Here is a 25,403-nt window from a genome sequence, read left to right as displayed (position 1 = left end):
TCCGCCATGCCGGCGCAGACGGCCGATTTCGGTTAATCTCTGCACCAATTATTACAGCAGCATTGAAAGGATTGACCCGTGCCGAACCTCCTGACCCGCCGACTGGCACTTCTTGACGACGACGATCACCGCGCCCTGCTCGGCCAGGGCTTGCGCGGCATCGAGCGTGAAACGCTGCGCGTGGACCGCGCCGGCAAACTGGCGCAGACGCCGCACCCGCGCGCGCTCGGTTCGGCCCTGGCCCACCCGCAGATCACCACCGACTACGCCGAAGCGCTGCTCGAGTTCATCACCCCGGCCGAACACGACATCGGCATCACCCTCAATCAGCTCGACGCCATCCACCGCTACGCCTACACCAAGCTGGGCGACGAGATGCTGTGGAGCGAATCGATGCCGTGCGAATTGCCCGACGAAGAACACATCGAGATCGCCAACTACGGCAGCTCGAACATCGGCATGTTGAAGCACGTGTACCGGCGCGGCCTGGCGCTGCGCTACGGCAAGGCGATGCAGTGCATCGCCGGCATCCACTACAATTATTCGCTGCCCGAAGCGCTGTGGCAGCTGTTGTCGCGCCACGAAGGGGTGGCGCAGGAACGCCGCAACGCCATGCGCGATTTTCAATCGGAAAGCTACATCGCCCTGATCCGCAACTTCCGCCGCTACAGCTGGTTGCTGATGTACCTGTTCGGCGCCTCGCCGGCCCTGTCGACCGATTTTCTGCGGGGCCGCGCGCACCAGCTCGACACCCTCTCCGACGACACCCTGTACCTGCCCTACGCCACCAGCTTGCGCATGAGCGACCTCGGTTACCAGAACGATGCCCAGTCCGGCCTGACGCCGCACGAAAACAGCCTGGAAAGCTACGTCTCGACCCTGATGGACGCCGTCAACCGGCCGTACGCGCCGTACCAGCAACTGGGCACCAAGAAGGATGGCCAGTGGATCCAGCTGTCGACCAACGTGCTGCAGATCGAGAACGAGTACTACTCGACCATTCGCCCCAAGCGTGTCATCAAGACGGGCGAGCGGCCGATCCAGGCGCTGTGCCGGCGCGGCGTGCAGTACATCGAAGTGCGCTGCATGGACGTCGACCCGTACGAAGCGGTCGGCATCAGCCTGGAGACGGGCCGCTTCCTCGACGCCTTCCTGCTGTTTTGCGCGCTCGACGAGAGCCCCGTCGTCAACGTCACCGAGAGCGCCGCCAACGCCAGCAATTTCGCCCGCACCGTCAAGGAGGGCCGTCGCCCCGGCTTGAAGCTCACCCGCGCCGACGGCGAAGTCGCCCTGCGCGACTGGGCCACCGAACTGCTGGCGCGCATCGCCCCCGTCGCCGCCCTGCTCGACGAGCAGCACAACGAGGCCGGCGTGCACGCGGCCTCGCTGGCGAAGCAGCAGGCCAAGATCGACAACCCGGCGCTCACGCCATCGGCGCGCGTGCTGGCCGACGTGCGCGAACTGGGCTCGTCGGCGGCGTTCGGCTTGCGCCAGAGCGAACTGCACGCGGCCTTCTTCCGCCAGGATCCCCTGATGCCGGCCGAACTGGCGCTGTTCGAGGACATGAGCGCGGCCTCGCTGGCCGAGCAGGCAGCCATCGAGGCGGCGCCCGGCCCCGCGTTCGACGATTACGTCGCCGCCTACAACACCAGCACCCTGTGCTGCGAGTGAGACCTGTGACAGCCCTTTAAACCATCATCGCGGGCATCCCATGCTGGCTTTTTTCAACGAACACCACGCCCAGCACCGGGGCAAGCACGAGATGTTCCGTGGCGCCCTGGTGCCGGCCTTTGAAAAGCCCGAACGGGCCGACCTGGTGGTGGCCGAATTCGGCCGGCGCGGGCTGGGCGACATCGTCACCCCGCACGGCGTGCCGCTCATGTCGCTGGAAAAAATCCACACGCCGCGCTACCTGCATTTTTTGCGCAACGCCTGGAGCGAGTGGCTCGCGCTCGACCCGGACAATGCCGCGCGCGACGCCTTCCCTTCGGCCTGGCCGATCCGCGGCCTGCGCGCCGATATCGAACCGGCCAGCTTTGCCGGCCGCATGGGCCTGTACTCGATGGACAGCGGCACGCCGTTCACCGCCGGCACCTGGATCGCCGCCAAGACGGGCGCCGATTGCGCCGTCAACGCGGCCCACGCCCTGCGGCTGGGAGAACGTGGCACTTTTGCGCTGACGCGCCCGCCCGGCCACCACGCGGGCGCCGATTTTTTCGGCGGCTACTGCTTTCTCAATAACGCCGCGCTGGCCGCCCAGCACCTGCTCGACGACGGCGCCGCCAGGGTCGGCATCCTCGACATCGACTACCACCACGGCAACGGCACCCAGAGCATTTTCTATCACCGCAACGACGTGCTGTTTACTTCGGTCCACGCCGATCCGCGCGACGAATACCCGTATTACCTGGGGCACGCCGACGAAACCGGCGATGGCGCCGGCGCCGGCTGCACCATGAACCTGCCGCTGGCGCGCGGCAGCACGCCGGCGCAGTGGTTCGCCGCGCTGGAGACGGCCTGCTACAAGCTGGCCAGCTTCGGCGCCGAGGCGCTGGTGGTGTCGCTGGGCGTGGACACCTTCGCCGGCGACCCGCTGTCGCATTTTGCCCTGCAAAGCGGCGATTATCTGCGCGTCGGCGAGCGCATCGCCCACCTGGGCCTGCCCACCGTGTTCGTCATGGAGGGCGGCAGCGCCGTCGCCGAAATGGGCCTCAATATCGTCAACGTCCTCGAAGGGTTCGAAACCGCCGCATGAAGTCCACCGAATCCGTATCGCCCGCCATCGACTGGCAATGGGCCAGTTTCGCGCAGCTGTCGAACCACGATGTCTACGCCATGATGGCGGCGCGCCTGCACGTGTTCGTGCTCGAGCAGCAGTGCCTGTGGAACGATTTCGACGGCCTCGATCTGGACGCCCACCATGTGCTGGGCTGGGCCACGGTCGATGGCCAGCGCCAGCTGGTCGCCTACCTGCGCGTGCTCGCGCCGGGCGCCAAATATGCCGAAGCGTCGATCGGCCGCGTGCTCACCACCAGCGCCGGGCGCGGCGGCGGCATCGGCCGCGCGCTCGTCGCGCAGGGCCTGGCACAGCTGGCGCGCCTGTATCCGGGCGCCCCCGTCAAGATCGGCGCCCAGCAGTACCTGGAGCGCTTTTACGCCAGCTTCGGTTTTGTCACCATCAGCGCGCCGTACGACGAAGACGGCATCATGCATGTCGATATGCGCTTATAACCAACTTTTACAGCATCGAATATGAGTTGCGTGCAAGCAAGGCATTGCGCATAATCGGAGTTTTTCGACCTGGAGCGCGCATGCGACTTCGCGACCGTGGCGCCGATGCTCCCGCCACCTATGACACCGTGACCCGCGTCAATCACTGGCTGGGCGCGGCGCTGGTGCTGGCCATGCTGACCATCGGCCTGGTTTTTACGGACCTGCCACCCGGCGCCGCGCGCAGTTTCTGGCGCACCCTGCACATCGCCATCGGCACTGTCTACGTGCCGCTGGTGGCGTTTCGCCTGATCTGGCGCTGGCGCGTGGCGGCGCCGCCCGCGCTGGCCGCTGGCGGCCAGCTGGCGCGCGCCGTGCACGGGCTGCTGCTGGTGGCGCTGGTGGCGATGCTTGCCAGTGGCGTGTTGATGCAGTGGTTCGGCGGCCGTCCGATCGGCGTGTTCGACTTGCTGCGCATCGCCAGTCCCGTGCCGGCGTCGGAGGTCTGGCACGAGCGCATGGAGCAGGCGCATGGCGTGCTTGCCTGGTGCCTGATGGGCCTGATCGGCGTGCACCTGGCGGCGGTGCTCATGCACAGCGTGCGGCACGGCCGCGCGTTCTGGTCGCGCATGGTGGGCGAATAAAAAAAGCGGTCCGCAGACCGCTTCTCTATTTTGTCGTTATTTACTTTACGCCGGTTACGGTCATGTCAAACACAATTCCCGAATTTGGCGGGATGACGCCAGCACCCTTCTCGGCGTAAGCCTGCGCTGCGGGGATCAACAGCACGCGACGGCCGCCCACTTTCATGCCGATGATGCCGCTGTTAAGGCCAGTAATGATTTGTGAGTCACCAACGGTGAAGACAAAACCGCTGCGCGTATCGACTTGAACGCCCTTGAAATCGACGGCATCGGCTTTGTAGACCCACACCGTGTAGTTCATGGTGACAGAGGCGTTAGTCGTCACGGTAGCACCGGTGCCAACGGTGACGTCGGTACTAACCAGCGTGGCGGGGCTGCTGACAGCCACCGCGGGAGTGCTGGTACCGCTGCTGCCGCCGCAGGCGGACAGGCTCAGGGCGCCGACAAAGGCGGCGATCAGGGGAAGCTTGAAGTTCATGAAAATCCTTAAATGATAAATGCGCAGAGAGTGTAGCAGAGCGCCACACTCCCATTCCCGCCCCGGCGCGCGGAATTTTGTAACGCACGCCGCCCACCGCCCTGGCGTGCCGTCCCCTCAAAAAATCATCTGGCTCCGCCAGTGATTTTTACCTGACTATGGTTGCGCTTCTAAGCCGGTGTAAAAAAGGTTCCCTCTCTTCAGGCCCAAACAAAAGTAGGTGTCCACTTTTGTTTGCCCCGATTCAAAAATCATCTGGCTCCGCCAGTGATTTTTACCTGACTATGGGTGCGCCTGTAAGCCGGTGTAAAAAAGGTTCCCTCACTTCAGGCCCAAACAAAAGTAGGTGTCCACTTTTGTTTGATTAAATTTCCACTTGGGTTCCCAACTCAATGACCCGGTTCGGCGGAATCTGGTAATAGTCGGCCGCGCCGCGCGCATTTCTCGACATTGCCACGTACAGGTGCTCGCGCCACGGCGCCATGCCGCCGCCGGGCGCCGAAATGACGGTCTGGCGGGCGATGAAGAACGACGTTTCCATCATCTCGAACGGCAGGCCGTGCTGCGCGCACTGGGCCAGGATCTTGGGAATGTCCGGCTCATCCTTGAAGCCGTAGTCGACATTGATCTGGAAGCAGTTGTGGCCCAGTTCCACCACCTTGGCCTGCTCCTCGGCCGGCACCCACGGCACTTCGCGCATGTGCACCGTCAGGAACACCACGCGCTCGTGCAGCACCTTGTTGTGCGACAGGTTGTGCAGCAGCGCGTGCGGCACGCCGTCGCTCTCGCCGCGCAGGAAAATGGCGGTGCCGTAGACCCGGTCCGGCGGCGCCACGAACAGCGAGGCGAGAAAGTCTTCCAGCGGAATGGCGTGCTTTTGCAGGTTCTCGAACACCAGCTCGCGACCGCGCTTCCAGGTCACCATCACGGTAAACAGCACGGCGCCCAGCAGCAGCGGGAACCAGCCGCCATGCAGCAGTTTCAGGGTGCTGGCCGAGAACAGCATGATGTCCATCGTGATGAAAAAGCCGGTGGCGCCGAAACACACCCACAGTGGCAGGTGCCAGCGGTAGCGGGTCAGGAAGAACGTCAGCACGGTGGTGCACAGCATGGTGGCGGTCACCGCGATGCCGTAGGCGCCGGCGAGCTTGTCGGACGAACCGAAACCGATTACCGCCAGCAGCACCACGATCAGCTGCAGCCAGTTCACCGCCGGGATATAAATCTGCCCGATCTCGCTCTCGGAGGTGTGCAGCACGCGCATGCGCGGCAGCAGGCCCAGGGCGATGGCCTGCTTGGTCATCGAGAAGGTGCCGGAAATGGTCGCCTGCGAGGCGATCACCGCCGCCATGGTCGACAGCAGCACCAGCGGGTAGACGCTCCACGGTCCCAGTTGCTGGAAGAACGGGTTGCTGATCGCTTCCGGGTGCATGATCAGCAGCGCGCCCTGGCCCAGGTAATTGAGCGCCAGCGCGGGAAAGACGACGATGAACCAGGCGGCCTGAATGGGCTTCTTGCCGAAGTGGCCCATGTCGGCGTACAGCGCCTCGGCGCCGGTGAACGCCAGCACCACCGCGCCCAGGGCGACGAAGGCGACGAAGCGGTTCTCCAGCATGAACAGGAAGGCATTGAGGGGATTCAAGGCGGCCAGGATCTGCGGCGCCTGCACGATGTTGATCACGCCCATGATGGCCAGGGCGGCGAACCACACCACCATGATGGGGCCGAACCAGCGGCCAATGCCGGCGGTGCCGTGCTTTTGCGCCCAGTACAGGATCACCAGCACGACGATGGTCAGCGGCACCACGAAGCGCTCGAGCCCCGGCGCCGCCACTTCCAGGCCCTCGATCGCGCCCAGCACCGAGATGGCCGGGGTGATCACGCTGTCGCCATAAAACATCGTCGCGCCCAGTACGCCCAGCATCAGCAAGGGCGTGAACCATTTCGAGGAACGGGTGACGGAACTGAGGGTGAGCGCCATCAGGGCCATGATGCCGCCTTCGCCGCGGTTATCGGCGCGCAGCATCAGGGTGACGTATTTGAGGGCGACGATCATGGTCAGCCCCCAGAAAATCAGCGACAGCACGCCGAGCAGATTGAAGGTGTTCAAGGCCAGCCCGTGTTCCGGGTCGAAGATGGTCTTGAGGGTGTACAGGGGACTGGTACCGATATCGCCGTAGACGATACCGACTGCCGCCAGCGTCATCGTCGCCAGGCTGGCCTTCTTGTGTTCGGGAGTCAAGGTTGCACCGTATTGTTGTTTTGGTGCATCGCACAATAGTCCCACGTGGTGATAATTGCAAGCGGATTTCGATTCACAAAGGCTCTCTCAAGGTGGCAGGGTTTTCCAGTGACGCAGCAGTTCACGCAGCGCCTCCGGCTTGTTCATCGGCGCCGCCAATCCGGCCTGGTTGGCCGTGTTGGTGCCGTGGCAGGACGCGCAGGTGCGCATTTCTCCCGCCTGGAAGGTAATCCAGTTGCGTTCGCGTACCACCGGCGTGCCGGCCGGGTCGACAGTTTGCCATGTCAGCGCACGCCGCGCCGGCACGAAGGCCGCCGTCGACCCGTCGGCGGCGATCTTCACGCTGCCCACCGGGCCGGCCCGATTGGGCCGGTTGGCGGCCGTGGCCGCGCCGTCGTGCAGGGGCTGGGCCAGCGCGCGCCGGCCCGGGCGGCCCGGGTAGGCGCGCACGGCGTCGGCCTGGAACAGCTGGAAGTGGGCGATGTCGTAGCGCCTGGCCGTGGGCGCGGCGATCGACACGGTGGTCACGCCGCCCGGCACGCGCAAATTGAACGGCTGTTGCAAGTCTGCCCGATCGCGGCTGGTCTGGTCGCGCGTGACGATCAGCGCCAGGTCGCGCTCGATCAGCCAGGCCCGCAGCGCCACTGGCGCCACCCGCTCTTCGCGCAGCACGGCCAGTTCGGGCGCCTCGAAGCCGGCCACGTGGCGTGCCCTGGTGCGCGCGCGCGGGCGCAGTTCGACGGCGTCGAGCTCCCACAGCACGCCGTCGAAGTGGCGCATGCCGGCCGGGCTCCACCAGCGCACGGCGGCGCCGATGCCGCTGGTGAGGGGGGCGCCGGCGCGCAGCAGGCCGCCGTGGCCGGGGACCAGCCAGACCAGGCGCAGGTCGGGCAGGCTGGCGCCCTGCTCGGGGGCGCGCACGGCGCGGCTGTGACTGGCGATCAGGCGGCCGTCGGCCAGCGGCGCGGGATTGCGATAGCGCCCGCCCGGCAAGGCGTCGGCGGGGTCGCCGGCGGTGAGGGCGATAAGCATCATGCGCTCGCCATTGAGGCCAGGCGCGCCGCTCAGGCGCACCAGCTGGCCGGTGGTAAACGTGGCGGTGCCGGCGGCCGATTCGCGCGCCGCCGTGGCGACGAAGCTGCCGCGCCGGCGCGGCTCTTCGCGCGCATGAAACAGGCCGCCCTCGCGGCGCAGCGCCAGCCGGTTGCGGTGGAAGCGGTCGTTGGTGTGGTTCGACAGCGCCGGGTCGTCCTTGAAGGTGGGGGTCAGGTAGCCGAACGCCAGTTCGTGCTGGCCGACGTGGTTCAAGGTCTCTTCGTTGCGGCCGTCCTCTTCCATCTGCCACAGGGTAAAAAAATTGGTGGCGAAGGCAGACACCTCGCCGTACGGTCCGCGGCTGCCGCTGCGCGACTCGGGGAACACCTCGTCGCGTCCGGGCAGCAGCGGGGCGCCGGCCTGCTCGCTGGCGCGATTGCCCGAGTTGAACGGCAGCGCCACGCCGTTGCGGGCGGCGTCGCGATCGCGCTGGGCCAGCTGGTCCTGCTGCTGGTGGTCCCAGCGGGTAAATACCACGCGGCCGTCGCTATCGAGGATGGGGGTGAAGGCGCCGCTGACGGCGTGGTTGAGGATGCGCAGCGCGCCCGTGGCCGGATCGAGCTGCCAGATGCCGCTGGTGGTGGGGCTCGCTTCGTATTCGTCGAGCGCCGGGTACAGGTGGGCCTGGGCAGCGCCGCCGCGCGGGCAGTCCGAGGTAAACAATACCCGGTCGTCGCTGCCGTACAGGGGTGAGAGGTTGTTGCAGCTGGCCGCCTGGCCCGCCAGCCTGGTGATGACGGCGCGCTGGCGCCGTTGCAGGCCGCGCACCTCGTAGAGCTGCCATACGGGCGCGGCCTTGTCGCCCGGGCCGGTGGGGGCGCCCGTCAACATGCTGAACAGGGCGCGCCGGCCGCTGCGGTGCACGGCCGGCTCGCGCACGGCGATGGCGCCGGCGCCCTGCATGCCGGCGTTGCCGAAGCCCGCTTCGCGGGTGAGCGCGCGCAGTGTGCCGTCCGGATAGCGCAGCATCAGGTCGCCGCCGCGGGGCACCTGGTCGGGGCCGGTGAGGTGGTTGGCGAAGGCCGACAGGCGGGCGGCGACATCGGTGTGCAGGGGCACCTGGGTGACGAACAGGATCGGATAGGGCGCGGGGGTGGCCGCGTGCGCGGGGCTTGTCCACACAGCTGTCAACAGGGTTGTGAACAATGTTGTGAACAGGCTTGTCCACAAGCTGGCGCGGGGTGTTGTCCACAGGCTTGTCCACCGACTTGTCAGGGGGGCTGTGAACAGGCTTGTCCACACGTTTACCCACAGGCGATTATGCAAGGATATGCATAATTTGCCGGTGCGAAGAACGCATCGTTGTAGGGAAAAATCAGCCACGCAACAGTTTATCCCAGCCTCATCGTGGGTTTGCACGGCGAACTTGAAATTTCCCACAGAAAAGCGCAATCTTGCCAGCGATGCAAGCGGCAAGCGTCCGCGCGCCACCTGACCGGACTGGAGATACCATGGGCGATCACCCCACAAAAACGCTGCCTGGGCGCCGCCGCGCCGCGGCCCTCGCCGCCATTGCCGTGCTGGCCGCCATTGCCGCCTGTAGCGGTGGTGGCGGTGGCGGCAGTGCGGCGGTCACGCCCGCGCCGGCGCCCGTGCAGCCTGTGCCGGACCCGCTGCCGGTGACCGGCGCCGCCTGGCTCAGTTATGGCGGCGACGCCCAGCACACGGCGCAATCGAGCCTTAAAACCCAGGCATTGAACCGCATCGTCTGGCAAACTCCCGTGGACGTGGCGCCCCAGTACAGCAGCCAGGGCTACCTGCTCGTGCATTACGGCTCGCCCGTCATCACGGCAAAAAACACGGTGCTGGTGCCCGTCAAGCGGTCCGTCGCCGACAGTTTTCGCGTCGAAGCGCGGGCCGGCGCCACGGGGGCGCTGCGCTGGAGCATCGACAGCGATTACGTGATGCCGGCGCACAACTGGACGCCCGCCTACAACATCACGCTGACCAAAAACAACCGCATCGTGATGCCGGGCGCCGGTGGCAAAGTGTTGTATCGGGACGACGCCGACGCGGCCGGCGCCAGCACCAACACCTTGGTGTTTTATGGCAGCAGCGCCTACAGCGCCAACCAGGGGGTGCTGGACGCGAGCGTGTTCATCAACACGCCCATCACGGCCGACAATGCGGGCAACCTGTTTTTCGGCTTTGTCGTCACCGGCGCCAATCCCGCCGGCCTGGTCAGCGGCATCGCCCGCATCGGCGCCGATGGCAACGGCAGCTGGGTCAGCGCCGTCAGCGCCAGCGGCGACGCCACCATGAGCAAACCGGCCATGGGCGCCGCGCCGGCCATCTCGAACGACCAGAAAACCGTCTACGTGGTGGTCAAAAGCACGGGCATCAACGGCCAGCTGCTCGCGCTCGACGCCGCCACCTTGTCGCTCAAGTCGAAGGCGGCGCTGGTCGATCCATTTACCTTGAGTCCATCGCGCATCAGCGAGGACAGCACCGCCGCGCCCATGGTGGGGCCGGACGGCGACGTCTATTTTGGCGTGCTCGAGCCCGTGACGAACCTGCACAATGCGCGCGGCTGGCTGCTGCACTTCGACAGCACCTTGGCCACCAGCAAGACGCCCGGCTCCTTCGGCTGGGACGACACGCCGTCCGTGGTGCCGGCCGCCATGGTGCCCGGCTACAGCGGCAGTTCGCCCTACCTGGTGATGACGAAGTACAACAACTACGGCCGCGCCGGCAGTGGCGACTCGAAAAACCGCATCGCCGTGCTCGACCCGAACGCCAGCATGGCCGACCCCGTCAGCGCCACCGCCAGCGTCAGGGTGATGAAGGAAATCCTCACCATCCTCGGCCCCACGCCCGATCCGAATTTCCCGGGCGGGGTCACCGAATGGTGCATCAACACGGCCGCCGTCGATCCGTTCACCAAGTCGATCCTGGTCAACAGCGAAGACGGCTACCTGTACCGCTGGGATTTGACGAGCAATACCCTGAGCCAGAAAATCCGCCTCACCAGCGGGCTCGGTGAATCCTACACCCCCACCGCGGTGGGGCCGGACGGGCTCGTGTATGCGATCAACAATGCGGTGCTGTTCTCGGTGGGCCAATAAAGCGCAGCGCCGGCAGCGCCGGGACAATTCGGAGATAATGTCGCCTCGGCAAATCTTCGATCGTCCCCCATGCGCACCGGCATCATCTACGCCACCCTGGCGTTTCTCAGCTGGGGCTTGTTTCCCCTGTATTTTCATGCGCTTCAAGAGGTGCCGGCCGGACAGATCCTGGCGCACCGCGTGCTGTGGTCGCTGGCCTTCCTGGTGATCGTGCTCAGCGTGCGCCGCCAGTGGGGCTGGCTGCCCGAGGTGCTGCGGCGGCCGAAGGTGGTGGCCGGCTTCGTCGCCAGCGCGCTGCTGCTGAGCGTGAACTGGCTCATCTATATCTGGTCCGTCAACCACGGCCACGTCATCGACGCCAGCCTCGGCTATTTCATCAATCCACTCGTCAACATCATGCTGGGCTACGTGGTGCTGGGCGAGCGCCTGCGCCGCCTGCAGTGGACGGCCATCGCCGTCGCCGCCGCCGGCGTGTTGTGGCTGACCTGGCAGGCGGGCACGGTGCCGTGGATCGCGCTGGCGCTGGCGGCCACCTTCGGCGGCTATGGCCTGCTGCGCAAGACGGCGGCGCTGGGCGCCCTCGAAGGGCTGGCCTTTGAAACCATGGTGCTGTTTCCGCTGGCGCTGGGCTACGTGGTGTGGCTGAGCATGCACGGCGCCAATGTATTTCTGACGACGCCGTCCGACAGCACCCGCTGGCTGCTGGTGGCGGCCGGCCCCATCACCGCCATTCCCCTGCTCATGTTTGCCGCCGGCGCGCGCCGCATTCCCATGGCGGTGCTGGGCATGATCCAGTATATCGGCCCCACCATCCAGTTCCTGCTGGGGGTGTGGCTGTTCCACGAAGCGTTCACGGCGGACCGCCTGGTGGGCTTCGCGCTGATCTGGAGCGCGCTGGCCCTGTACGCGGCGGAAGGTTTGTGGCGCGCGCGCCGCAGTACTTAGCCGCCGGTCGGAGGTGGCCCGAACGGGGTCTTTTCCGGTATGCTGTGGACCTTCCGTCCTACCTGAGAATTCGAACACAATGGCCAATTACGTCTATACCATGAACCGCGTGGGCAAAATCGTCCCGCCCAAACGCCAGATTCTGAAAGACATCTCGCTGTCGTTCTTCCCCGGCGCCAAGATCGGCGTGCTGGGCCTGAACGGCTCCGGCAAGTCGACCTTGCTTAAAATCATGGCCGGCATCGACACCGACATCCAGGGCGAAGCGGTGCCCATGCCGGGCCTGAACATCGGCTACCTGCCGCAGGAACCGGTGCTCGACCCCGAGCAGACGGTGCGCCAGGTGGTCGAATCGGGCCTGGGCGAAGTGTTCGAAGCGCAAGGCAAACTGGAAGCCGTGTACGCCGCCTACGCCGACGAGGACGCCGACTTCGACGCCCTCGCCACCGAGCAGGCGCGGCTCGAAGCGATCATCTCCACCTCCGACGGCGGCAACCTGAACCTGCAACTGGAAATGGCCGCCGACGCGCTGCGCCTGCCGCCGTGGGACCAGAAAATCGGCGTCCTCTCCGGTGGTGAAAAGCGCCGCGTGGCGCTGTGCCGCCTGCTGCTGTCGAAGCCGGACATGCTGCTGCTCGACGAACCGACCAATCACCTCGACGCCGAATCGGTCGACTGGCTCGAACAATTCCTGCTGCGCTTTCCCGGCACCGTCGTCGGCATCACCCACGATCGCTACTTCCTCGACAACGCCGCCGAGTGGATTCTCGAGCTCGACCGCGGCCACGGCATTCCGTGGAAAGGCAATTACAGCTCGTGGCTCGAGCAAAAGAGCAATCGCCTCAAGCAGGAAGAGGCGACCGAATCGTCGCGCCAGAAAACCATCGCCAAGGAACTCGAATGGGTGCGCCAGAATCCGAAGGGCCGCCAGGCCAAGAGCAAGGCCCGGCTGGCGCGCTTTAACGAGTTGTCCGAGCACGAATACCAGAAGCGCAATGAAACGTCCGAGATCTTCATTCCCGTCGCCGAGCGGCTGGGCAATGAAGTCATCGAGTTCAAGAATGTCTCGAAAGCCTTCGGCGACCGTTTATTGATCGACAACCTGTCGTTCACCGTGCCACCGGGCGCCATCGTCGGCATCATCGGCCCCAACGGCGCCGGCAAGTCGACCCTGTTCAAGATGATCACGGGCAAGGAACAACCGGACAGCGGCGAAGTGGCGATCGGCCAGACGGCGCGCGTGTCGATCGTCGACCAGAACCGCGACGACCTGGCCAACAGCAAGACCGTGTTCGACGACGTCGCCGGCGGCGCCGACACGCTCACCGTGGGCCGTTTCGACATGCCCTCGCGCGCCTACCTGGGCCGCTTCAACTTCAAGGGCTCGGACCAGCAAAAGATCGTCGGCAACCTGTCCGGTGGTGAGCGGGGTCGCCTGCACCTGGCGAAGACCCTGCTGCAAGGCGGCAACGTCCTGCTGCTCGATGAACCATCGAACGACCTCGACGTGGAAACCTTGCGCGCGCTGGAAGACGCCTTGCTCGAGTTTGCTGGCAGCGTGATGGTTATTTCCCACGATCGCTGGTTCCTCGACCGCATCGCCACCCACATCCTGGCCTTTGAAGGCAACTCGCAAGTGACTTTCTTTGACGGCAACTACCAGGAATACGAAGCGGACAAGAAAAAGCGCCTCGGTGAAGAAGGCGCCAAGCCCAAGCGGATTCGCTACAAGCCGCTGACGGTCTAGTTACCTGGCAGGCCAGGCCGCGGCGCGGCCTGGCCACCAAAGGCGAGCGCCACATGCAAAAGCCCGCCGGAGCGATCCGGCGGGCTTTTGTTTTGACTAGCTCAGGCGCGTTGCTTAGAACGAATACTTGGCAGCGAGCGTGATGACGTCGGACTTGGCGCCGATGTCCTGGTTTTTACCGTAGCGCTCATACTCGAGGCTCACAGCAACCTTCGGGTTGAAGTTGTACTGGGCGCCGACGCCGGCGTACAGTTCGGTCTTGCTGGTGTCGCCGCTCAGCAGCGAGTCGCTGTAGTTGCGCTTGTTCTGGGCCGCGCCCAGTTTGCCGAACACGGAGAACTGCTCGTTGATCGGGGCACTGGCTTTACCGGCGACGTAATACGACTTGCCATCGCTGGTGCCGGTGCGGTTGATGCCGTTCAGGGTGTAGTTGTAGTCCGAGCTGCGGAAATCGGTGTAGCCGACTTCGACGCCGAAGGTCTGGTCGAATTCGTAGCCGCCGAAAATCTTGCCGGAAGTTTTGTAGCCGTCGCTGCTCGACGACGTCGTGCCAGGAATCGAGGCGCTGTGATCAGCGTTGGCGATACCGACGCCGACGTAAGGGCCCGGCTGTGCCGCCTGGGCCGAACCGATGGCTGCGGTGGCAGCGATGAGTGCGAAAATGAGCTTTTTCATGCGAGATTCCTTTGTACTGGTTAATCGTCTGGCTCGCCATTCACAATGAATCGCGAGATAGTCAAGATAGCAAAGCCAAACCGGCAAGTCCGTGGGGATTACGTAAGAAATGTAAGGGAATGTAAGAGAAATCGAAGATAAATGACTGGCGGTTCACTTATTTACGATTGGAAATAGTGATAGTTGAACCTATTTAATGGTATTTAGGCGATTTTTAGCGGCTGTTGGCGACTTGACCCTACTACGCGCGTGCATACAGTCAATACCAGATGTAAGCAGCGCCGAGGCCGCCTGCAGCCTAGGTAATCCGCCGAAACGTCAGATTGACGCGCGCCCCGAGCGCCTTGGCGCTTTTATTGATGCCGTGACGCCAGTGCCGCTGCAGCTGCCCGGCCATCAGCAACAGGCTGCCGTCCGCCAGTTGCAGGCGCACGCGCTCGCCGCTGCGCTTGTGGTGAAGGTGGAAGGTGCGCTCGGCGCCGAAGCTGACCGAGGCGATCGCCGGCGCCGGCCCCAGTTCAGCCTCGTCGTCACTGTGCATGCCCATGCTGTCGCGGCCGTCCCGGTAATAATTGAGCAGCACGCTGTTGAAGGTGCAGCCCGTGGCCGCCTCGACGGCGGCGCGGATCTCCTGCTGCAGGGCCGTGAACGGTTGCGGCGCCAGGGTCAGGCCGGAATAACGGTAGGCGGCCTCGCCGTACCAGGCCGACAGGCGCGGCTGCAGGAACTGCTTGCCCCACAGGGTGATGCTGTCGCTGCGCCAGTCGGTCTCGGCGATCAGGCGGGCCAGCACGGCGCCATTCGACGCCGCCAGCGGCAACTGCGCCAGGTAGGCCAGTTCGCCGTCGTTGACGGCGATCGGCATCAGCGCCGCTGGCGAGGCAAACAGGTCCATGGTGTGCAAGCGGGCTCAGTCCCCGCGCGGCGGCGGCGTCGGTGCAGGGCGCAGCCAGCCCATGAAGGTGTCGTCCTCGGCGTCGCCGCGCGCATTGTTGACGCGGCGTCGCAGCAGGCCCTCGTCGACGAAGCCCAGCGACAGGTACAGCGCGCGCGCCCGCACATTGCTGGCGCGGGCGAACAATTCGACGCGGCTGATGTGCGGCATGTGGACGACGACGTGATCGAGCAGGCCCTGGAACAGCGCCCGCCCCACCCCCTGCCCTTGCGCGGCCGGATCGACGGCGATGGTCAGGTCGGTCAGCAGGTGCGACAGGGCGGCGATGGCGGGACAGGCGGCGTGGATCTCGCCCAGCAGGCGGCCCTCGTGTTCCCACACCAGTTCGACGCCGTGGGCGGCGGCGCGCGCCATGAAACCGTCGAGGTAGTCGGCCGTCATCTCGGCCGGCGTGCGCGCCAGGCCGTCCGGCACCGCCGCCACCCGTTGATACAAGGCGGCGATCTGCGCCCGGTCGGCGGCCGTGGCGTGGCGGATCATGCGCGCGCCAGGGTGACGGTGGCGGCGGCCAGCGCGCGGTATAGCTCGCCCGTGGGCGCGTCCCAGCCGTCGAGCGCGGCCTGCTGGCGCGCCACGGTGGCCAGGTCGCCGCGTGCGATGGGGCCGGACAGGGCCGGCCGGGCGCCCAGCCGCAGCACATTGCGCACGGTCTCGGTGGCCAGCGGCCCGGCCAGTTCGCGCGCCACCTGCGCGTCGATGCCGGCCGCCTGGTAGGCGCGCAGGGCGGCGTCGAGCACGGTGACGAGGTAGTTTGAGGCGAACACGGAAGCGGCGTGATAGACCGTCTTCGCGGCCGCATCGATGACGACGCTGCGCGCGCCGATTGCCTCGAGCACGGGCGCGAGCAGGGCCAGCGCCGCGGCGTCGCCCTCGATGCCGCAAAAGGTGCCGATAAAATCGGCCGCCACCCGGGCCGGGTCGGCAAAACTGCGCACCGGGTGCACGCTGGCGGTGAGCGCGCCGCGGGCGGCGGCGACGGCCAGCACGGCCGACGACTTGGCGCCACTGCAGTGAAACACCAGCGTGCCCGGCCCCACCGTCAGCGCCAGCGCTGCGCACGCGGCCTCGATCTGGTCGTCCGACACCGCCAGCAGCACCATGTCGGCCGGGCGCAGCTGGGCGTAAGTGGCCACCGCGCGGCCGGCGCCGATAAACGCCACCGCCTGGTCCGCACTGGCCTGCGAGCGCGTCAGCACATCCTGCACCGTCAGCACGCCGGTGGCGGCGAGCAGGCGGCCCATGGCGCGGCCCAGCTGGCCGCCGCCGATCAGGTTGAGGGTGGGCGCCGCCATTTAAAAGCCGGAACCGGGTTGCTGCAGGAACGCCAGTTCGTCGGCGCTGGAGGCGCGCCCGAGGATGGCGTTGCGGTGCGGGAAGCGGCCGAAGCGGGCGATCACGCCCCGGTGACGCAGGGCGAAATCGAGGGCGCCGTTGAACTGGGCGTCGGCGCCGGCCAGCGCCGTGAACAGGCTGACGGCGCGCTCCTGCATGCGGGCGTCCTCGGCGTGCTCGAAGGGCATGTAGGCGAACCAGCGCTGGAGCGGCGTGAGCCGGGCATCGGCGCCGCCATCGACCAGCGCGGCGGCCGCCGCCAGCGCCAGCGCGTCGCCGGCGAAGGACTTGGGCTGGCCCCGGTGCGCATTGCGGGTGAACTGGTCGAGCACCAGGATCCGCGCCAGCACGCCCTGGGGACCGCCCAGGTCCCACTCGCGCAAGCCGCCGGCCACGGCGATGTCGATCAGGTGGCCGAAGCGCGCGCCGATGGCGGCGTCAAAGGCGTCGTCCTTGCGAAACCAGGCGGCGCGCACGGCGCCGTGCTGGGGATCGCTGGCGGGCAGAAACCAGAAATCGAGAACCTGTTGGGCTTGCTCGTCGAATGCTTGCATGGCGACCTTGATCAGTGTGTCAGTTGCGGGCGTGCGCCAGCTGGAAGCTGTCGATGCCCTCGAAATTGTGCAGTTCCGCGGCCAGGTCCGACAGCCTGGCGCCGCTCTTGCGCGACAGCGCCAGCGCCACGAAGCGCCATTCCTGGGCGCCGCCGCTGGCGCCGATCGACAGCGAGCCGCCGGCGATCTCATAGCCCCGTTCGAGGGCGATGCGGCGCAGGACTTCTTCGCGCGGGGTGTAGTCGGGTTTGAATTTCATCATGATGGCCACCGCGTGGCGCGACGGCAGCCAGGCTTCGACGCGGTGCAGATAAATCATGATGAGGGCGGAAAACGCCGCCAGCGCGATGGCCGCCGCATAAAAGCCCACCCCCACCAGGATGCCGATCACGGACGAGGCCCAGATCGACGCCGCCGTGGTCAGCCCGCTGATATTGAAGCCTTCGCGCATGATCACGCCGGCGCCCAGAAAGCCGATGCCCGTCACCACGCCCTGGATGATGCGGGTGGGGTCGGACACCACCAGCGCGCCCGCGTGGCCGCCGAACCACAGGTCGGGATAGCCGCCGATGATGGTCAGCGCGGCCGAGGCCATGCAGACGATGCCGTAGGTGCGCATGCCGGCGGCGCGGCCGTGGTAGGAGCGCTCGTAGCCCACCATCAGCCCCAGCAGCAGCGCCCCCAGCAGATTGAGGATGATGACGCCGTTGGCCGCCACTTCGTGGGCGGTCCAGTAAGCGGCCAGCATGGCGTGGGTGGGCATGGCGGCGCTCAGGGAGACGGTTTTTTCACCAGCTGCTGCTCGAACTTGACGTCGAGTTTGCTGACGCGGCGGGCGATCTGCGGCCCCAGCGCGTTGACGAACCTGACGAAGTCGTCGAGCTCGAGGGGCGCGCACAGGGGCGCCGCGCCCGGCATCTCGCTGATGAAAAACAGGCCGTCGCCGGTGATCGACATCGACCAGCCTTGCGCGCCGCTGCGGTTTTTCAGGCGGTCGACGGCGCTGCTGGCACGGGTGGAACGGGGGCTGGCCATCAGATGGCCTCAGTGCGCAGGTCGAGCCAGGCGCGGGCGGCGCCATCGACGTGGGCCGACAGGCGCGAGCGCACCTGCTGGTGATAGTCGTTCAGCCAGGCCCGCTCGTCCGCGCGCAGCAGCGCCAGCTCGAGGCAGCGCGTGTCGATCGGGCACAGGGTCAGCGTTTCGAAGCGCAGGAACTGGCCGAACTCGGTGCTGCCCGCGTCGACATTGAGCACCAGGTTTTCGATGCGGATGCCCCAGCGGCCCGGTTTATAGATGCCCGGTTCGATCGAGGTGATCATGCCCGGCTCCATCGCCGTGTGCGGCTCCGGCGCGGTGGTGGGCGAGATCGATTGCGGCCCTTCGTGGACGTTCAGGAAGTAGCCCACGCCGTGGCCGGTGCCGTGGCCGTAGTCGACGCCGGCGGCCCAGATGGGCGCGCGCGCCAGCGCGTCGAGCAGGGGCGAGCGGGTGCCGCGCGGGAACTGCGCCGACGACAGGGCGATCATCCCTTTGAGGACCAGCGTGAAGTCGCGCCGTTGCGCGGCCGACGGCGTGCCCACCGGGACCACCCGGGTGATGTCGGTGGTGCCGCCCAGGTACTGGCCGCCCGAGTCGATCAGCAGCATGCCGTCGCCTTCGATGTCGGCATGCGCCTGCTCGGTGGCGCGGTAGTGCATGACGGCGCCGTTGGCGTTAAAGCCGGCGATGGTGCCGAAGCTGGGGCTGACGAAACCGGGCCGGCGCGCGCGCGCGGCGCAGATGTGGGTGTCGACGTCGAGTTCGGTAAGCGGGGGTCGGCGCGTGTCGAGCAGGCGCGGTTCGAGCCACGAGAAGAACTCGCACAGGGCGGCGCCGTCCTGCTCCATGGTGGCGCGCACGTGGGCGACGTCGGCCGCCGATTTTTTCGACTTGGCCAGGGTGCTGGGATTGATCGCTTCGACGACAGTGACGGCGGCCGGCACGGCATCGCGCATGCCGGCGGTGATGCGGCGCGGGTCGATCAGCAGCACGGCGCCCGCCGGCAATGCCGCCAGCGCGGCGGCGGCGTCCTCGTAGGGGGCGATGGCGACACCATCGTCGGCCAGGCGCGCCACCAGTTCGGGCGCCACCTTGCCGGCACCGACGAACACGGTGGCGGCGTCGGGCGTGACGAGGGCGTGCGCCAGGAACACGGGATTGAACGGGACGTCGGCGCCGCGCAGGTTGAACAGCCAGGCCAGGTCGTCGAGGGTGGACATGAAATGGCGGTCGGCGCCCAGCGCGGCTATCGCCGCGCGCACCGTCGCCAGGCGCGCGGCCCGGCTTTCGCTGGCGTACGGCGCGGCGTGCTCGAACACGGCGGCCTCGGGCAGGCCGGGGCGGTCGGTCCAGACGGCGTCGAGCAGGTCGAGGTCCACCCGCAGGGTAATGCCGCGCGCGCTGAGCGCATCAGCGAGCAGGCGCGCCGTGGCCAGACCCAGCACGCGGTGGTCGACGGCGACGCTCTGGCCCGGGTGCAGGCGGGCGGCCAGCCAGTCGATGTAGAGCAGGCTGGCGCCGGACGGGATTTTCATCAGTTCGATGCCGCTGCCGGCCAGTTCGACGGCGGCCTGGTCCCAGTAGCGGGCGTCGGTCCAGACGCCGGCAAAGTCGGCCGTGACGATCAGGGTGCCCACCGAACCGGTAAAGCCGGACAGCTGCTGGCGCCCTTGCCAGCGGGCCGGCAGGTATTCGGACAGGTGCGGATCGGCTGACGGAATAAGGACGGCGTCGATGGCGTGGGCGGCCATGGCGGCGCGCAGGGCGGCCAGGTCCGGTGGCGGGGGAGCAGAGAGATTTTCCATCCCTGCATGATACTCCGAACGGGTCCGCCCCGCAGCCCCCGCTCAGGCTTGAAAGCGGCGCAAACGGTCCAGGTCGAGGATGCGGATGCCGCCGTAATCGAGCCGGAGCAGGCCCGCTTTTTCCAGCAGCTGCAAGGCCTGGTTGACGCGCTGGCGCGAGGCGCCCGACAGGTAGCCGATCTCCTCCTGCGAAATGTGCACCATCGCTTCCAGGCCCGGGTACAGGTGCGGATGGAACATCGCCGCCAGGCAGCGCGCCACGCGGGTGTCGACGTCCTGCGTGCGGTCACTTTCGACCTGGGCGATGAACTGGCCCAGCCGCTCGTTGAGCTGCATGAGCAGAAAGCGGTTGAACGGCAGGCTCGTCTCGAGCAGCCACTCGAAGGTGGCGCGCGGCATGCGCGCCACGCGGGTGTCGCGCAGGGCCATCACGTCGTAGCGGCGGGTTTCATCCTTGAGCAGGGAGCCTTCGCCGAACCAGCTGCCGGGGGTGACGCCGGTGAAGGTGACGCTCTTGCCGGTGGCGGAAAAATTGTTGATCTTGACGAGGCCATCGACGATGCCCACCCACGAAGCGATTGCCTCGCCCTTGCGGCACACATAGCCGCCGCGCGGCACGAACTGCTCGAAGCAGTCGGCCTCGACGCGCGCCATTTCGGCCGCTGTCAGGCCGCGCGACCAGATGGTGGCGCGCAGGTGGTCGATCAGGGAAATCGCGCTGCTATGCATTGTGCGTCGCACCATCGAAAGTCGGGCAATTGTCACCCAAAAGACAACATGGGATCGTTTCGCAAGCTACTATCATCCCATAAAAACAGCGCCGGCCGCCAGTGACGGGACCGCGCGCAAACGGAGGAGACGACGTGGTGCGAGCATCGAGCGATACGCAGTCGAGTGGCCAACTGACGACCTTTCCGCGGCGCCTGCGCGGGCACGGCGCGGTGCGACCCGGCCGACCCGCCTTCCGCGAAAAACATCTGGGTATCTGGCAGAGCTGGAGCTGGCGCCAGGTCAACGACGAGGTGCGCCTGATCGCCTGCGGCCTGGCCGCGCTCGGCTTTGAACGGGGCATGAAGCTGGCCATCGTGGGCGACAACCGGCCGCGCCTGTACTGGGCCATGCTGGCCGCCCAGTGCCTGGGCGGGGTGCCGGTGCCGCTGTACCAGGACGCTCCCGCCGCCGACATGGCCTATGTGCTCAACGATGCCGACATCGGCTTCGCGGTGGCCGAAGACCAGGAGCAGGTCGACAAGCTGCTCGAACTGGCCGCACTGTGCCCGCAACTGCGCCACATCGTGTTTGAAGACGGCCGCGGCATGCGCCACTACCGCCAGGACGCCCTGCTGTCGCTGGCGCGCCTGCAGGAACTGGGGCGCGCCTGGGACGCGGCCCACCCGGGCCAGTTCGACGCTGCCGTCGAGGCGGGCGATGGCGCCGACGCCGCCATCATCCTCTACACCTCCGGCACCACCGGCAAGCCGAAAGGGGTGGTGCAGTCGCACGCGGCGCTGCTCGCCGCCGGCGTCGGCGGGGTGGGCTTCGACCGCCTCACCGACCACGAGGACATCCTGTCGTATCTGCCGATGGCGTGGGTGGGCGACTGCCTGTTTTCGCTGGCGCAGGCGCTGGTGGCGGGATTTACCGTCAACTGCCCCGAGTCGGGCGACACGGTGCTGACGGACCTGCGCGAAATCGGCCCCACCTATTATTTTGCGCCGCCGCGGGTGTTTGAAAACATGCTCACCAGCGTGATGATCCGGATGGAAGACGCCAGCGCCATCAAGCGGCGCATGTTCGCCCACTTCATGGCGGTGGCGCGCCGCTGCGGCGCTGCCCTGCTCGACGGCAAAGCGGTGGGCGCGCTCGACCGCCTGCAGTACGCGCTCGGCCGCGTGCTCGTGTACGGTCCCCTGAAAAACGTGCTGGGCCTGTCGCGCGTGCGGGTGGCCTACACGGCCGGCGCCGCCATCGGCCCCGACCTGTTCCGCTTTTACCGCTCGATCGGGGTCAACCTGAAACAGCTCTACGGCTCCACCGAAACCTGCGCCTACGTCTGCCTGCAACCGGACGGCAATATCAAGTTCGACAGCGTCGGCCTGCCCGCCCCCGGCGTCGAGGTCAAAATCGCCGCCAACGGCGAAGTGCTGGTCAAGTCACCCGCCACCATGACGGGCTATTTCAGGCGCCCCGAGGCCACCGCCGAAGTGATCGACGGCGACGGCTATTTTCATACGGGCGACGCGGGCGTGTTCGACCGCGACGGCCACCTGAAAATCATCGACCGCGCCGCCGACGTGGGCGCCATGAACGGCGGCGCCATCTTCGCGCCCAACTACATCGAAAACAAGCTCAAATTTTTCCCCTTCATCAAGGAGGCGGTCGCCTTCGGCAGCGGCAGGGACACGGTGTGCGCGTTCATCAACATCGACATGGAGGCGGTCGGCAATTACGCCGAACGGCGCAACATCGCCTACGCCGGCTACACCGACCTGGCCGGCCACGCCGTCACCTACGAACTGGTGCGCGAGTGCGTCGAACAGGTCAACGCCGACCTGGCCAGGGAAGACGGCATGGCGGCCACCCAGGTATGCCGCTTCCTGGTGCTGCACAAGGAGCTCGACCCGGACGACGACGAGCTGACGCGCACGCGCAAGGTGCGCCGCAAGTTCATCGCCGAAAAATACGCCGTGCTGATCGACGCCCTGTACTCGGACAAGCAGTCGCAATACATCAGCACCGCGGTCAAATTCGAGGATGGCCGCCTTGGCAGCGCCAGCGCCGAACTGCGCATCTGCGCGGCGGCCAGCTACCCGGCCATGGCGGTGGCGTGATGGACATGCACCAGCCCAACATCGACGGCGGCGCGCGCGCCATCGGTCCCGTCATTCTCGACCTGGCCCACATCTCGCTCGCCTTCGGCGGCGTCAAGGCCCTCACCGACATTTCCTTCGACGTGCGCCAGCACGAAATCCGCGCCATCATCGGCCCCAACGGCGCCGGCAAGTCGTCGATGCTCAACGTGATCAACGGCGTCTACCGCCCGCAGCAGGGCAGCATCACCCTGCGCGGCCAGGCGCGCCGCAACATGGACTGCCACGCCGCCGCCAAGGCGGGCATCGCCCGCACGTTCCAGAACATCGCCCTGTTCAAGGGCATGACGGTACTGGACAACATCATGACGGGGCGCAATCTGAAAATGCGCTCGAATTTTCTGCTGCAGGCCCTGTACCTGGGGCCGGCGAGAAGGGAAGAAATCGCCCACCGCGAAAAGGCCGAGGCGATCATCGATTTCCTGGAAATCCAGGCGATCCGCAAGACGCCCGTGGGGCGCCTGCCCTACGGCCTGCAAAAGCGGGTGGAGCTGGGCCGGGCGCTGGCGGCCGAACCGGACATCCTGCTGCTCGACGAACCGATGGCGGGCATGAACGTGGAAGAAAAGCAGGACATGTGCCGCTTCATCCTCGACGTCAACGACCAGCTGGGCACCACCATCGTCCTCATTGAGCACGACATGGGGGTGGTGATGGATATCTCGGACCGCGTGGTGGTGCTCGACTACGGTCGCAAGATCGCCGACGGCACGCCCGACGCCGTGCGCACCGACGCCGACGTGATCCGCGCCTACCTGGGCGCACCGCAAGGGGAAGACGCGCCATGAACTTTTTCTTCGAAGTGCTCATCGGCGGTCTGCTGTCGGGCATCATGTACGCGCTGGTGGCGATCGGCTTCGTGCTGATCTATAAAGCCTCGGGGGTGTTCAACTTTGCCCAGGGCGCGATGGTGTTTTTCGCCGCCCTCACCTGCGTCGGCATGGTCGATCAATGGGGCCTGCCCATGTGGCTGGCCATCGCCCTCACCGCCGTCGCCATGGTCGCGCTGGGCCTGGCCATCGAAAAAGTGGTGCTGCGCCCGCTGGTGAACCAGCCGGAAATCACCCTGTTCATGGCCACCATCGGGCTGGCGTTCTTCATCGAGGGCCTGGCCCAGCTGCTGTGGGGCTCGCAGGTGCACAAGCTCGAGCTGCCCATCGAAGACGTGCCGATCGCTTACCTGATGGAGCGCTTCAACATCATCGTCTCGCAGTTCGACGTCAGCGCCGCCGCCATCTGCGCGCTGCTGGTGACGGCGCTGGCGTTGCTGTTCTCGAAGACCAAGGTGGGCCGCGCCCTGCGCGCCGTCGCCGACGATCACCAGGCCGCGCTGGCCGTCGGCATTCCGCTGCAGCGCATCTGGGCCATCGTCTGGTCGGTGGCGGGGCTGGTGGCGCTGGTGGCGGGCCTGTTGTGGGGCGCCCGCAACGGCGTGCAGTTCGCCCTCACCTTCATCGCCCTGAAAGCCTTGCCGGTGCTGATCCTGGGCGGCTTCACGTCGGTGCCGGGAGCGATCGTCGGTGGCCTGATCATCGGCGCCTCGGAAAAACTGGCCGAAGTCTACCTCGGTCCCCTGGTCGGCGGCGGCATCGAGGGCTGGTTCCCGTACGTGCTGGCGCTGCTGTTCCTGCTGGTGCGGCCGGAAGGCCTGTTCGGCGAAAAAATCATCCGGAGGATTTGATGCTCTACCGTGAAGCCGGACAGTTCAAGACCAGCTACCAGTCCGACAACCAGATTTTCCCCATCCGCCAGGACCGCTACGCGATGGCAGCCCTGCTGGTGGTGGCGCTGGTGCTGGTGCCGCTGCTGGCCAGCCCGTATCTGCTGTCGGCGCTGCTCATTCCCTTCCTGATTTTCGCGCTGGCCGCGCTGGGCCTGAATATCCTGACCGGCTACTGCGGCCAGCTCTCGCTGGGCAGCGCCGCCTTCATGGCCGTGGGCGCCTACGCCGCCTTCAACTTCGTCGCCCGCGTGCCGGCCATGCCGCTGCTGCTGGCGTTCATCCTGGGCGGCCTGTGCGCGGCGCTGGTGGGCATCGTGTTCGGCCTGCCGTCGCTGCGGGTGCGGGGTTTTTATCTGGCGGCGTCGACCCTGGCCACCCAGTTCTTCGTCGTCTGGTGCCTGACCAAGATCCCGTATCTGACCAACTACAGCGCCTCGGGCGTGGTGACGGTACAGAAAATGCAGATCCTCGGCTACCAGTTCGACAGCCCGCACAGCAAATACCTGCTGGTGCTGGTCATCGTCGGCACGCTGGCGCTGCTGGCCAAGAACATGATCCGCTCGAACGTGGGCCGCTCGTGGATGGCCGTGCGCGACATGGACGTGGCGGCCGAAGTGATCGGCTTTCGGCCCCTGCGCACCAAGCTGCTCGCGTTCGCCGTCAGCTCGTTTTATTGCGGCGTGGCGGGCGCCCTGTATGCGTTCGCCTACCTGGGCACGGTGGAGCCGGAAGCGTACAACCTGGACCTGTCGTTCCGCATCCTGTTCATGATCATCATCGGCGGCGTCGGCTCCGTGCTGGGCTCCTTCCTGGGCGCCGCCTTCATCGTGCTGCTGCCGGTGATGCTCAATATTGTCGGGCACGCGCTGGGTCTGCCCACCAGCTTTGCATCGAACCTGGAGTTGATGGTGTTTGGCGCGTTGATCATTTTTTTCCTGATCGTGGAGCCGCATGGTCTGGCGCGCTTGTGGCAAGTGGGCAAAGAGAAGTTGCGCCTGTGGCCGTTTCCCCATTGAGGAAGC

Annotated in this window: 23 protein-coding genes; 11 read left to right on the top strand and 12 right to left on the bottom strand. The window is 66.5% G+C overall.

Going from position 1 to position 25,403, the window contains the following annotated elements; genetic code table 11:
• Positions 1 to 78 precede the first annotated feature (78 nt).
• From gshA to ACP7EY_RS14245, 4 genes are all read left to right on the top strand, one after another.
• On the top strand, positions 79 to 1,671 hold the full coding sequence (gene gshA, locus ACP7EY_RS14260) for a glutamate--cysteine ligase (protein WP_426194634.1): 1,593 nt from the start codon (positions 79 to 81) through the stop codon (positions 1,669 to 1,671).
• A 40-nt stretch (positions 1,672 to 1,711) separates the two neighbouring features.
• The gene (locus tag ACP7EY_RS14255; protein WP_426194632.1) at positions 1,712 to 2,755 is read left to right on the top strand and encodes a histone deacetylase family protein; all 1,044 of its coding nucleotides are present in this window, start codon (positions 1,712 to 1,714) and stop codon (positions 2,753 to 2,755) included.
• A complete protein-coding gene (locus ACP7EY_RS14250) occupies positions 2,752 to 3,231 on the top strand; it encodes a GNAT family N-acetyltransferase (protein ID WP_426194630.1) in 480 nt (159 codons plus the stop codon). The genes ACP7EY_RS14255 and ACP7EY_RS14250 overlap by 4 nt, the downstream gene beginning before the upstream one ends.
• An 80-nt stretch (positions 3,232 to 3,311) precedes the next feature.
• Positions 3,312 to 3,854, top strand: coding sequence for a cytochrome b (locus tag ACP7EY_RS14245; protein ID WP_426194628.1), 543 nt, complete (start codon positions 3,312 to 3,314; stop codon positions 3,852 to 3,854).
• 40 nt (positions 3,855 to 3,894) lie between these two features.
• On the opposite strand, the gene ACP7EY_RS14240 is transcribed toward ACP7EY_RS14245, so the two are convergent.
• From ACP7EY_RS14240 to ACP7EY_RS14230, 3 genes are all read right to left on the bottom strand, one after another.
• Positions 3,895 to 4,332 (bottom strand): FKBP-type peptidyl-prolyl cis-trans isomerase, encoded by a 438-nt coding sequence (locus ACP7EY_RS14240; RefSeq protein ID WP_426194626.1) that lies wholly within the window; start codon positions 4,330 to 4,332, stop codon positions 3,895 to 3,897.
• A gap of 364 nt (positions 4,333 to 4,696) precedes the next feature.
• Positions 4,697 to 6,574: a potassium transporter Kup gene (locus tag ACP7EY_RS14235; protein WP_426194624.1), complete on the bottom strand. Its 1,878-nt coding sequence runs from the start codon at positions 6,572 to 6,574 to the stop codon at positions 4,697 to 4,699.
• 87 nt (positions 6,575 to 6,661) lie between these two features.
• On the bottom strand, positions 6,662 to 8,791 hold the full coding sequence (locus tag ACP7EY_RS14230) for a hypothetical protein (protein WP_426194622.1): 2,130 nt from the start codon (positions 8,789 to 8,791) through the stop codon (positions 6,662 to 6,664).
• 329 nt (positions 8,792 to 9,120) lie between these two features.
• On the opposite strand from ACP7EY_RS14230, the gene ACP7EY_RS14225 reads away from it, so the two are divergent.
• From ACP7EY_RS14225 to ettA, 3 genes are all read left to right on the top strand, one after another.
• Positions 9,121 to 10,734, top strand: coding sequence for a hypothetical protein (locus ACP7EY_RS14225; RefSeq protein ID WP_426194620.1), 1,614 nt, complete (start codon positions 9,121 to 9,123; stop codon positions 10,732 to 10,734).
• Between the two features lie 69 nt (positions 10,735 to 10,803).
• Positions 10,804 to 11,679, top strand: a complete 876-nt coding sequence (gene rarD / locus ACP7EY_RS14220; protein WP_426194618.1) for an EamA family transporter RarD — start codon at positions 10,804 to 10,806, stop codon at positions 11,677 to 11,679.
• A 79-nt stretch (positions 11,680 to 11,758) separates the two neighbouring features.
• Positions 11,759 to 13,426, top strand: coding sequence for an energy-dependent translational throttle protein EttA (gene ettA, locus ACP7EY_RS14215; protein ID WP_426194616.1), 1,668 nt, complete (start codon positions 11,759 to 11,761; stop codon positions 13,424 to 13,426).
• Between the two features lie 114 nt (positions 13,427 to 13,540).
• On the opposite strand, the gene ACP7EY_RS14210 is transcribed toward ettA, so the two are convergent.
• The 9 genes from ACP7EY_RS14210 to ACP7EY_RS14170 all read right to left on the bottom strand — a co-directional run bounded on the left by ACP7EY_RS14210 (position 13,541) and on the right by ACP7EY_RS14170 (position 20,517).
• The gene (locus ACP7EY_RS14210; protein WP_426194614.1) at positions 13,541 to 14,101 is read right to left on the bottom strand and encodes a porin family protein; all 561 of its coding nucleotides are present in this window, start codon (positions 14,099 to 14,101) and stop codon (positions 13,541 to 13,543) included.
• Between the two features lie 298 nt (positions 14,102 to 14,399).
• Entirely contained in the window at positions 14,400 to 14,996 is a 597-nt protein-coding gene (locus ACP7EY_RS14205) for an alpha-ketoglutarate-dependent dioxygenase AlkB family protein (protein WP_426194829.1), read from the bottom strand.
• Positions 14,997 to 15,011: 15 nt separating this feature from the next.
• On the bottom strand, positions 15,012 to 15,536 hold the full coding sequence (locus ACP7EY_RS14200; protein ID WP_426194612.1) for a GNAT family N-acetyltransferase: 525 nt from the start codon (positions 15,534 to 15,536) through the stop codon (positions 15,012 to 15,014).
• Positions 15,533 to 16,348, bottom strand: a complete 816-nt coding sequence (locus tag ACP7EY_RS14195) for a Rossmann-like and DUF2520 domain-containing protein (RefSeq protein WP_426194610.1) — start codon at positions 16,346 to 16,348, stop codon at positions 15,533 to 15,535. Before ACP7EY_RS14195 ends, ACP7EY_RS14200 begins: the two co-directional genes overlap by 4 nt.
• Positions 16,349 to 16,942 carry a DUF924 family protein gene (locus tag ACP7EY_RS14190; protein WP_426194608.1) on the bottom strand — a complete coding sequence of 198 codons (594 nt, stop codon included), beginning with the start codon at positions 16,940 to 16,942 and terminating at the stop codon, positions 16,349 to 16,351.
• Between the two features lie 19 nt (positions 16,943 to 16,961).
• Positions 16,962 to 17,705, bottom strand: a complete 744-nt coding sequence (locus ACP7EY_RS14185; protein ID WP_426194606.1) for an MgtC/SapB family protein — start codon at positions 17,703 to 17,705, stop codon at positions 16,962 to 16,964.
• 8 nt (positions 17,706 to 17,713) lie between these two features.
• Complete coding sequence (locus ACP7EY_RS14180) at positions 17,714 to 17,977, bottom strand: hypothetical protein (RefSeq protein WP_426194604.1); 264 nt, start codon at positions 17,975 to 17,977, stop codon at positions 17,714 to 17,716.
• Positions 17,977 to 19,788: a M24 family metallopeptidase gene (locus tag ACP7EY_RS14175; protein WP_426194602.1), complete on the bottom strand. Its 1,812-nt coding sequence runs from the start codon at positions 19,786 to 19,788 to the stop codon at positions 17,977 to 17,979. The genes ACP7EY_RS14180 and ACP7EY_RS14175 overlap by 1 nt, the downstream gene beginning before the upstream one ends.
• A 42-nt stretch (positions 19,789 to 19,830) precedes the next feature.
• Positions 19,831 to 20,517: a Crp/Fnr family transcriptional regulator gene (locus ACP7EY_RS14170; protein WP_426194600.1), complete on the bottom strand. Its 687-nt coding sequence runs from the start codon at positions 20,515 to 20,517 to the stop codon at positions 19,831 to 19,833.
• Between the two features lie 134 nt (positions 20,518 to 20,651).
• Between ACP7EY_RS14170 and ACP7EY_RS14165 the strand changes: the two genes are divergently transcribed.
• From ACP7EY_RS14165 to ACP7EY_RS14150, 4 genes are read left to right on the top strand one after another with little or no spacing between them, the layout of a single operon-like run.
• Positions 20,652 to 22,619, top strand: coding sequence for an AMP-dependent synthetase/ligase (locus ACP7EY_RS14165; RefSeq protein ID WP_426194598.1), 1,968 nt, complete (start codon positions 20,652 to 20,654; stop codon positions 22,617 to 22,619).
• The gene (locus tag ACP7EY_RS14160) at positions 22,619 to 23,446 is read left to right on the top strand and encodes an ABC transporter ATP-binding protein (protein ID WP_426194827.1); all 828 of its coding nucleotides are present in this window, start codon (positions 22,619 to 22,621) and stop codon (positions 23,444 to 23,446) included. The genes ACP7EY_RS14165 and ACP7EY_RS14160 overlap by 1 nt, the downstream gene beginning before the upstream one ends.
• Positions 23,443 to 24,339, top strand: a complete 897-nt coding sequence (locus tag ACP7EY_RS14155; RefSeq protein WP_426194596.1) for a branched-chain amino acid ABC transporter permease — start codon at positions 23,443 to 23,445, stop codon at positions 24,337 to 24,339. Before ACP7EY_RS14160 ends, ACP7EY_RS14155 begins: the two co-directional genes overlap by 4 nt.
• On the top strand, positions 24,339 to 25,397 hold the full coding sequence (locus ACP7EY_RS14150) for a branched-chain amino acid ABC transporter permease (protein WP_426194594.1): 1,059 nt from the start codon (positions 24,339 to 24,341) through the stop codon (positions 25,395 to 25,397). Before ACP7EY_RS14155 ends, ACP7EY_RS14150 begins: the two co-directional genes overlap by 1 nt.
• Positions 25,398 to 25,403: the final 6 nt, after the last annotated feature.

It is taken from the genome of Massilia sp. DWR3-1-1, from assembly GCF_049898325.1.
Classification (GTDB): Bacteria; Pseudomonadota; Gammaproteobacteria; order Burkholderiales; family Burkholderiaceae_D; genus JAFCUW01.
This window is presented reverse-complemented; position numbering and strand designations above follow the sequence as displayed.

Coding starts and splice junctions, on each gene's coding strand:
- ACP7EY_RS14255 (WP_426194632.1), top strand. CDS start 1,712: ATGCTGGCTTTTTTCAACGAACACCACGCCCAGCACCGGGGCAAGCAC.
- ACP7EY_RS14250 (WP_426194630.1), top strand. CDS start 2,752: ATGAAGTCCACCGAATCCGTATCGCCCGCCATCGACTGGCAATGGGCC.
- ACP7EY_RS14245 (WP_426194628.1), top strand. CDS start 3,312: ATGCGACTTCGCGACCGTGGCGCCGATGCTCCCGCCACCTATGACACC.
- ACP7EY_RS14240 (WP_426194626.1), bottom strand. CDS start 4,332: ATGAACTTCAAGCTTCCCCTGATCGCCGCCTTTGTCGGCGCCCTGAGC.
- ACP7EY_RS14225 (WP_426194620.1), top strand. CDS start 9,121: ATGGGCGATCACCCCACAAAAACGCTGCCTGGGCGCCGCCGCGCCGCG.
- rarD (WP_426194618.1), top strand. CDS start 10,804: ATGCGCACCGGCATCATCTACGCCACCCTGGCGTTTCTCAGCTGGGGC.
- ettA (WP_426194616.1), top strand. CDS start 11,759: ATGGCCAATTACGTCTATACCATGAACCGCGTGGGCAAAATCGTCCCG.
- ACP7EY_RS14210 (WP_426194614.1), bottom strand. CDS start 14,101: ATGAAAAAGCTCATTTTCGCACTCATCGCTGCCACCGCAGCCATCGGT.
- ACP7EY_RS14205 (WP_426194829.1), bottom strand. CDS start 14,996: ATGGACCTGTTTGCCTCGCCAGCGGCGCTGATGCCGATCGCCGTCAAC.
- ACP7EY_RS14200 (WP_426194612.1), bottom strand. CDS start 15,536: ATGATCCGCCACGCCACGGCCGCCGACCGGGCGCAGATCGCCGCCTTG.
- ACP7EY_RS14195 (WP_426194610.1), bottom strand. CDS start 16,348: ATGGCGGCGCCCACCCTCAACCTGATCGGCGGCGGCCAGCTGGGCCGC.
- ACP7EY_RS14190 (WP_426194608.1), bottom strand. CDS start 16,942: ATGCAAGCATTCGACGAGCAAGCCCAACAGGTTCTCGATTTCTGGTTT.
- ACP7EY_RS14185 (WP_426194606.1), bottom strand. CDS start 17,705: ATGCCCACCCACGCCATGCTGGCCGCTTACTGGACCGCCCACGAAGTG.
- ACP7EY_RS14180 (WP_426194604.1), bottom strand. CDS start 17,977: ATGGCCAGCCCCCGTTCCACCCGTGCCAGCAGCGCCGTCGACCGCCTG.
- ACP7EY_RS14175 (WP_426194602.1), bottom strand. CDS start 19,788: ATGGAAAATCTCTCTGCTCCCCCGCCACCGGACCTGGCCGCCCTGCGC.
- ACP7EY_RS14170 (WP_426194600.1), bottom strand. CDS start 20,517: ATGCATAGCAGCGCGATTTCCCTGATCGACCACCTGCGCGCCACCATC.
- ACP7EY_RS14160 (WP_426194827.1), top strand. CDS start 22,619: ATGGACATGCACCAGCCCAACATCGACGGCGGCGCGCGCGCCATCGGT.
- ACP7EY_RS14155 (WP_426194596.1), top strand. CDS start 23,443: ATGAACTTTTTCTTCGAAGTGCTCATCGGCGGTCTGCTGTCGGGCATC.
- ACP7EY_RS14150 (WP_426194594.1), top strand. CDS start 24,339: ATGCTCTACCGTGAAGCCGGACAGTTCAAGACCAGCTACCAGTCCGAC.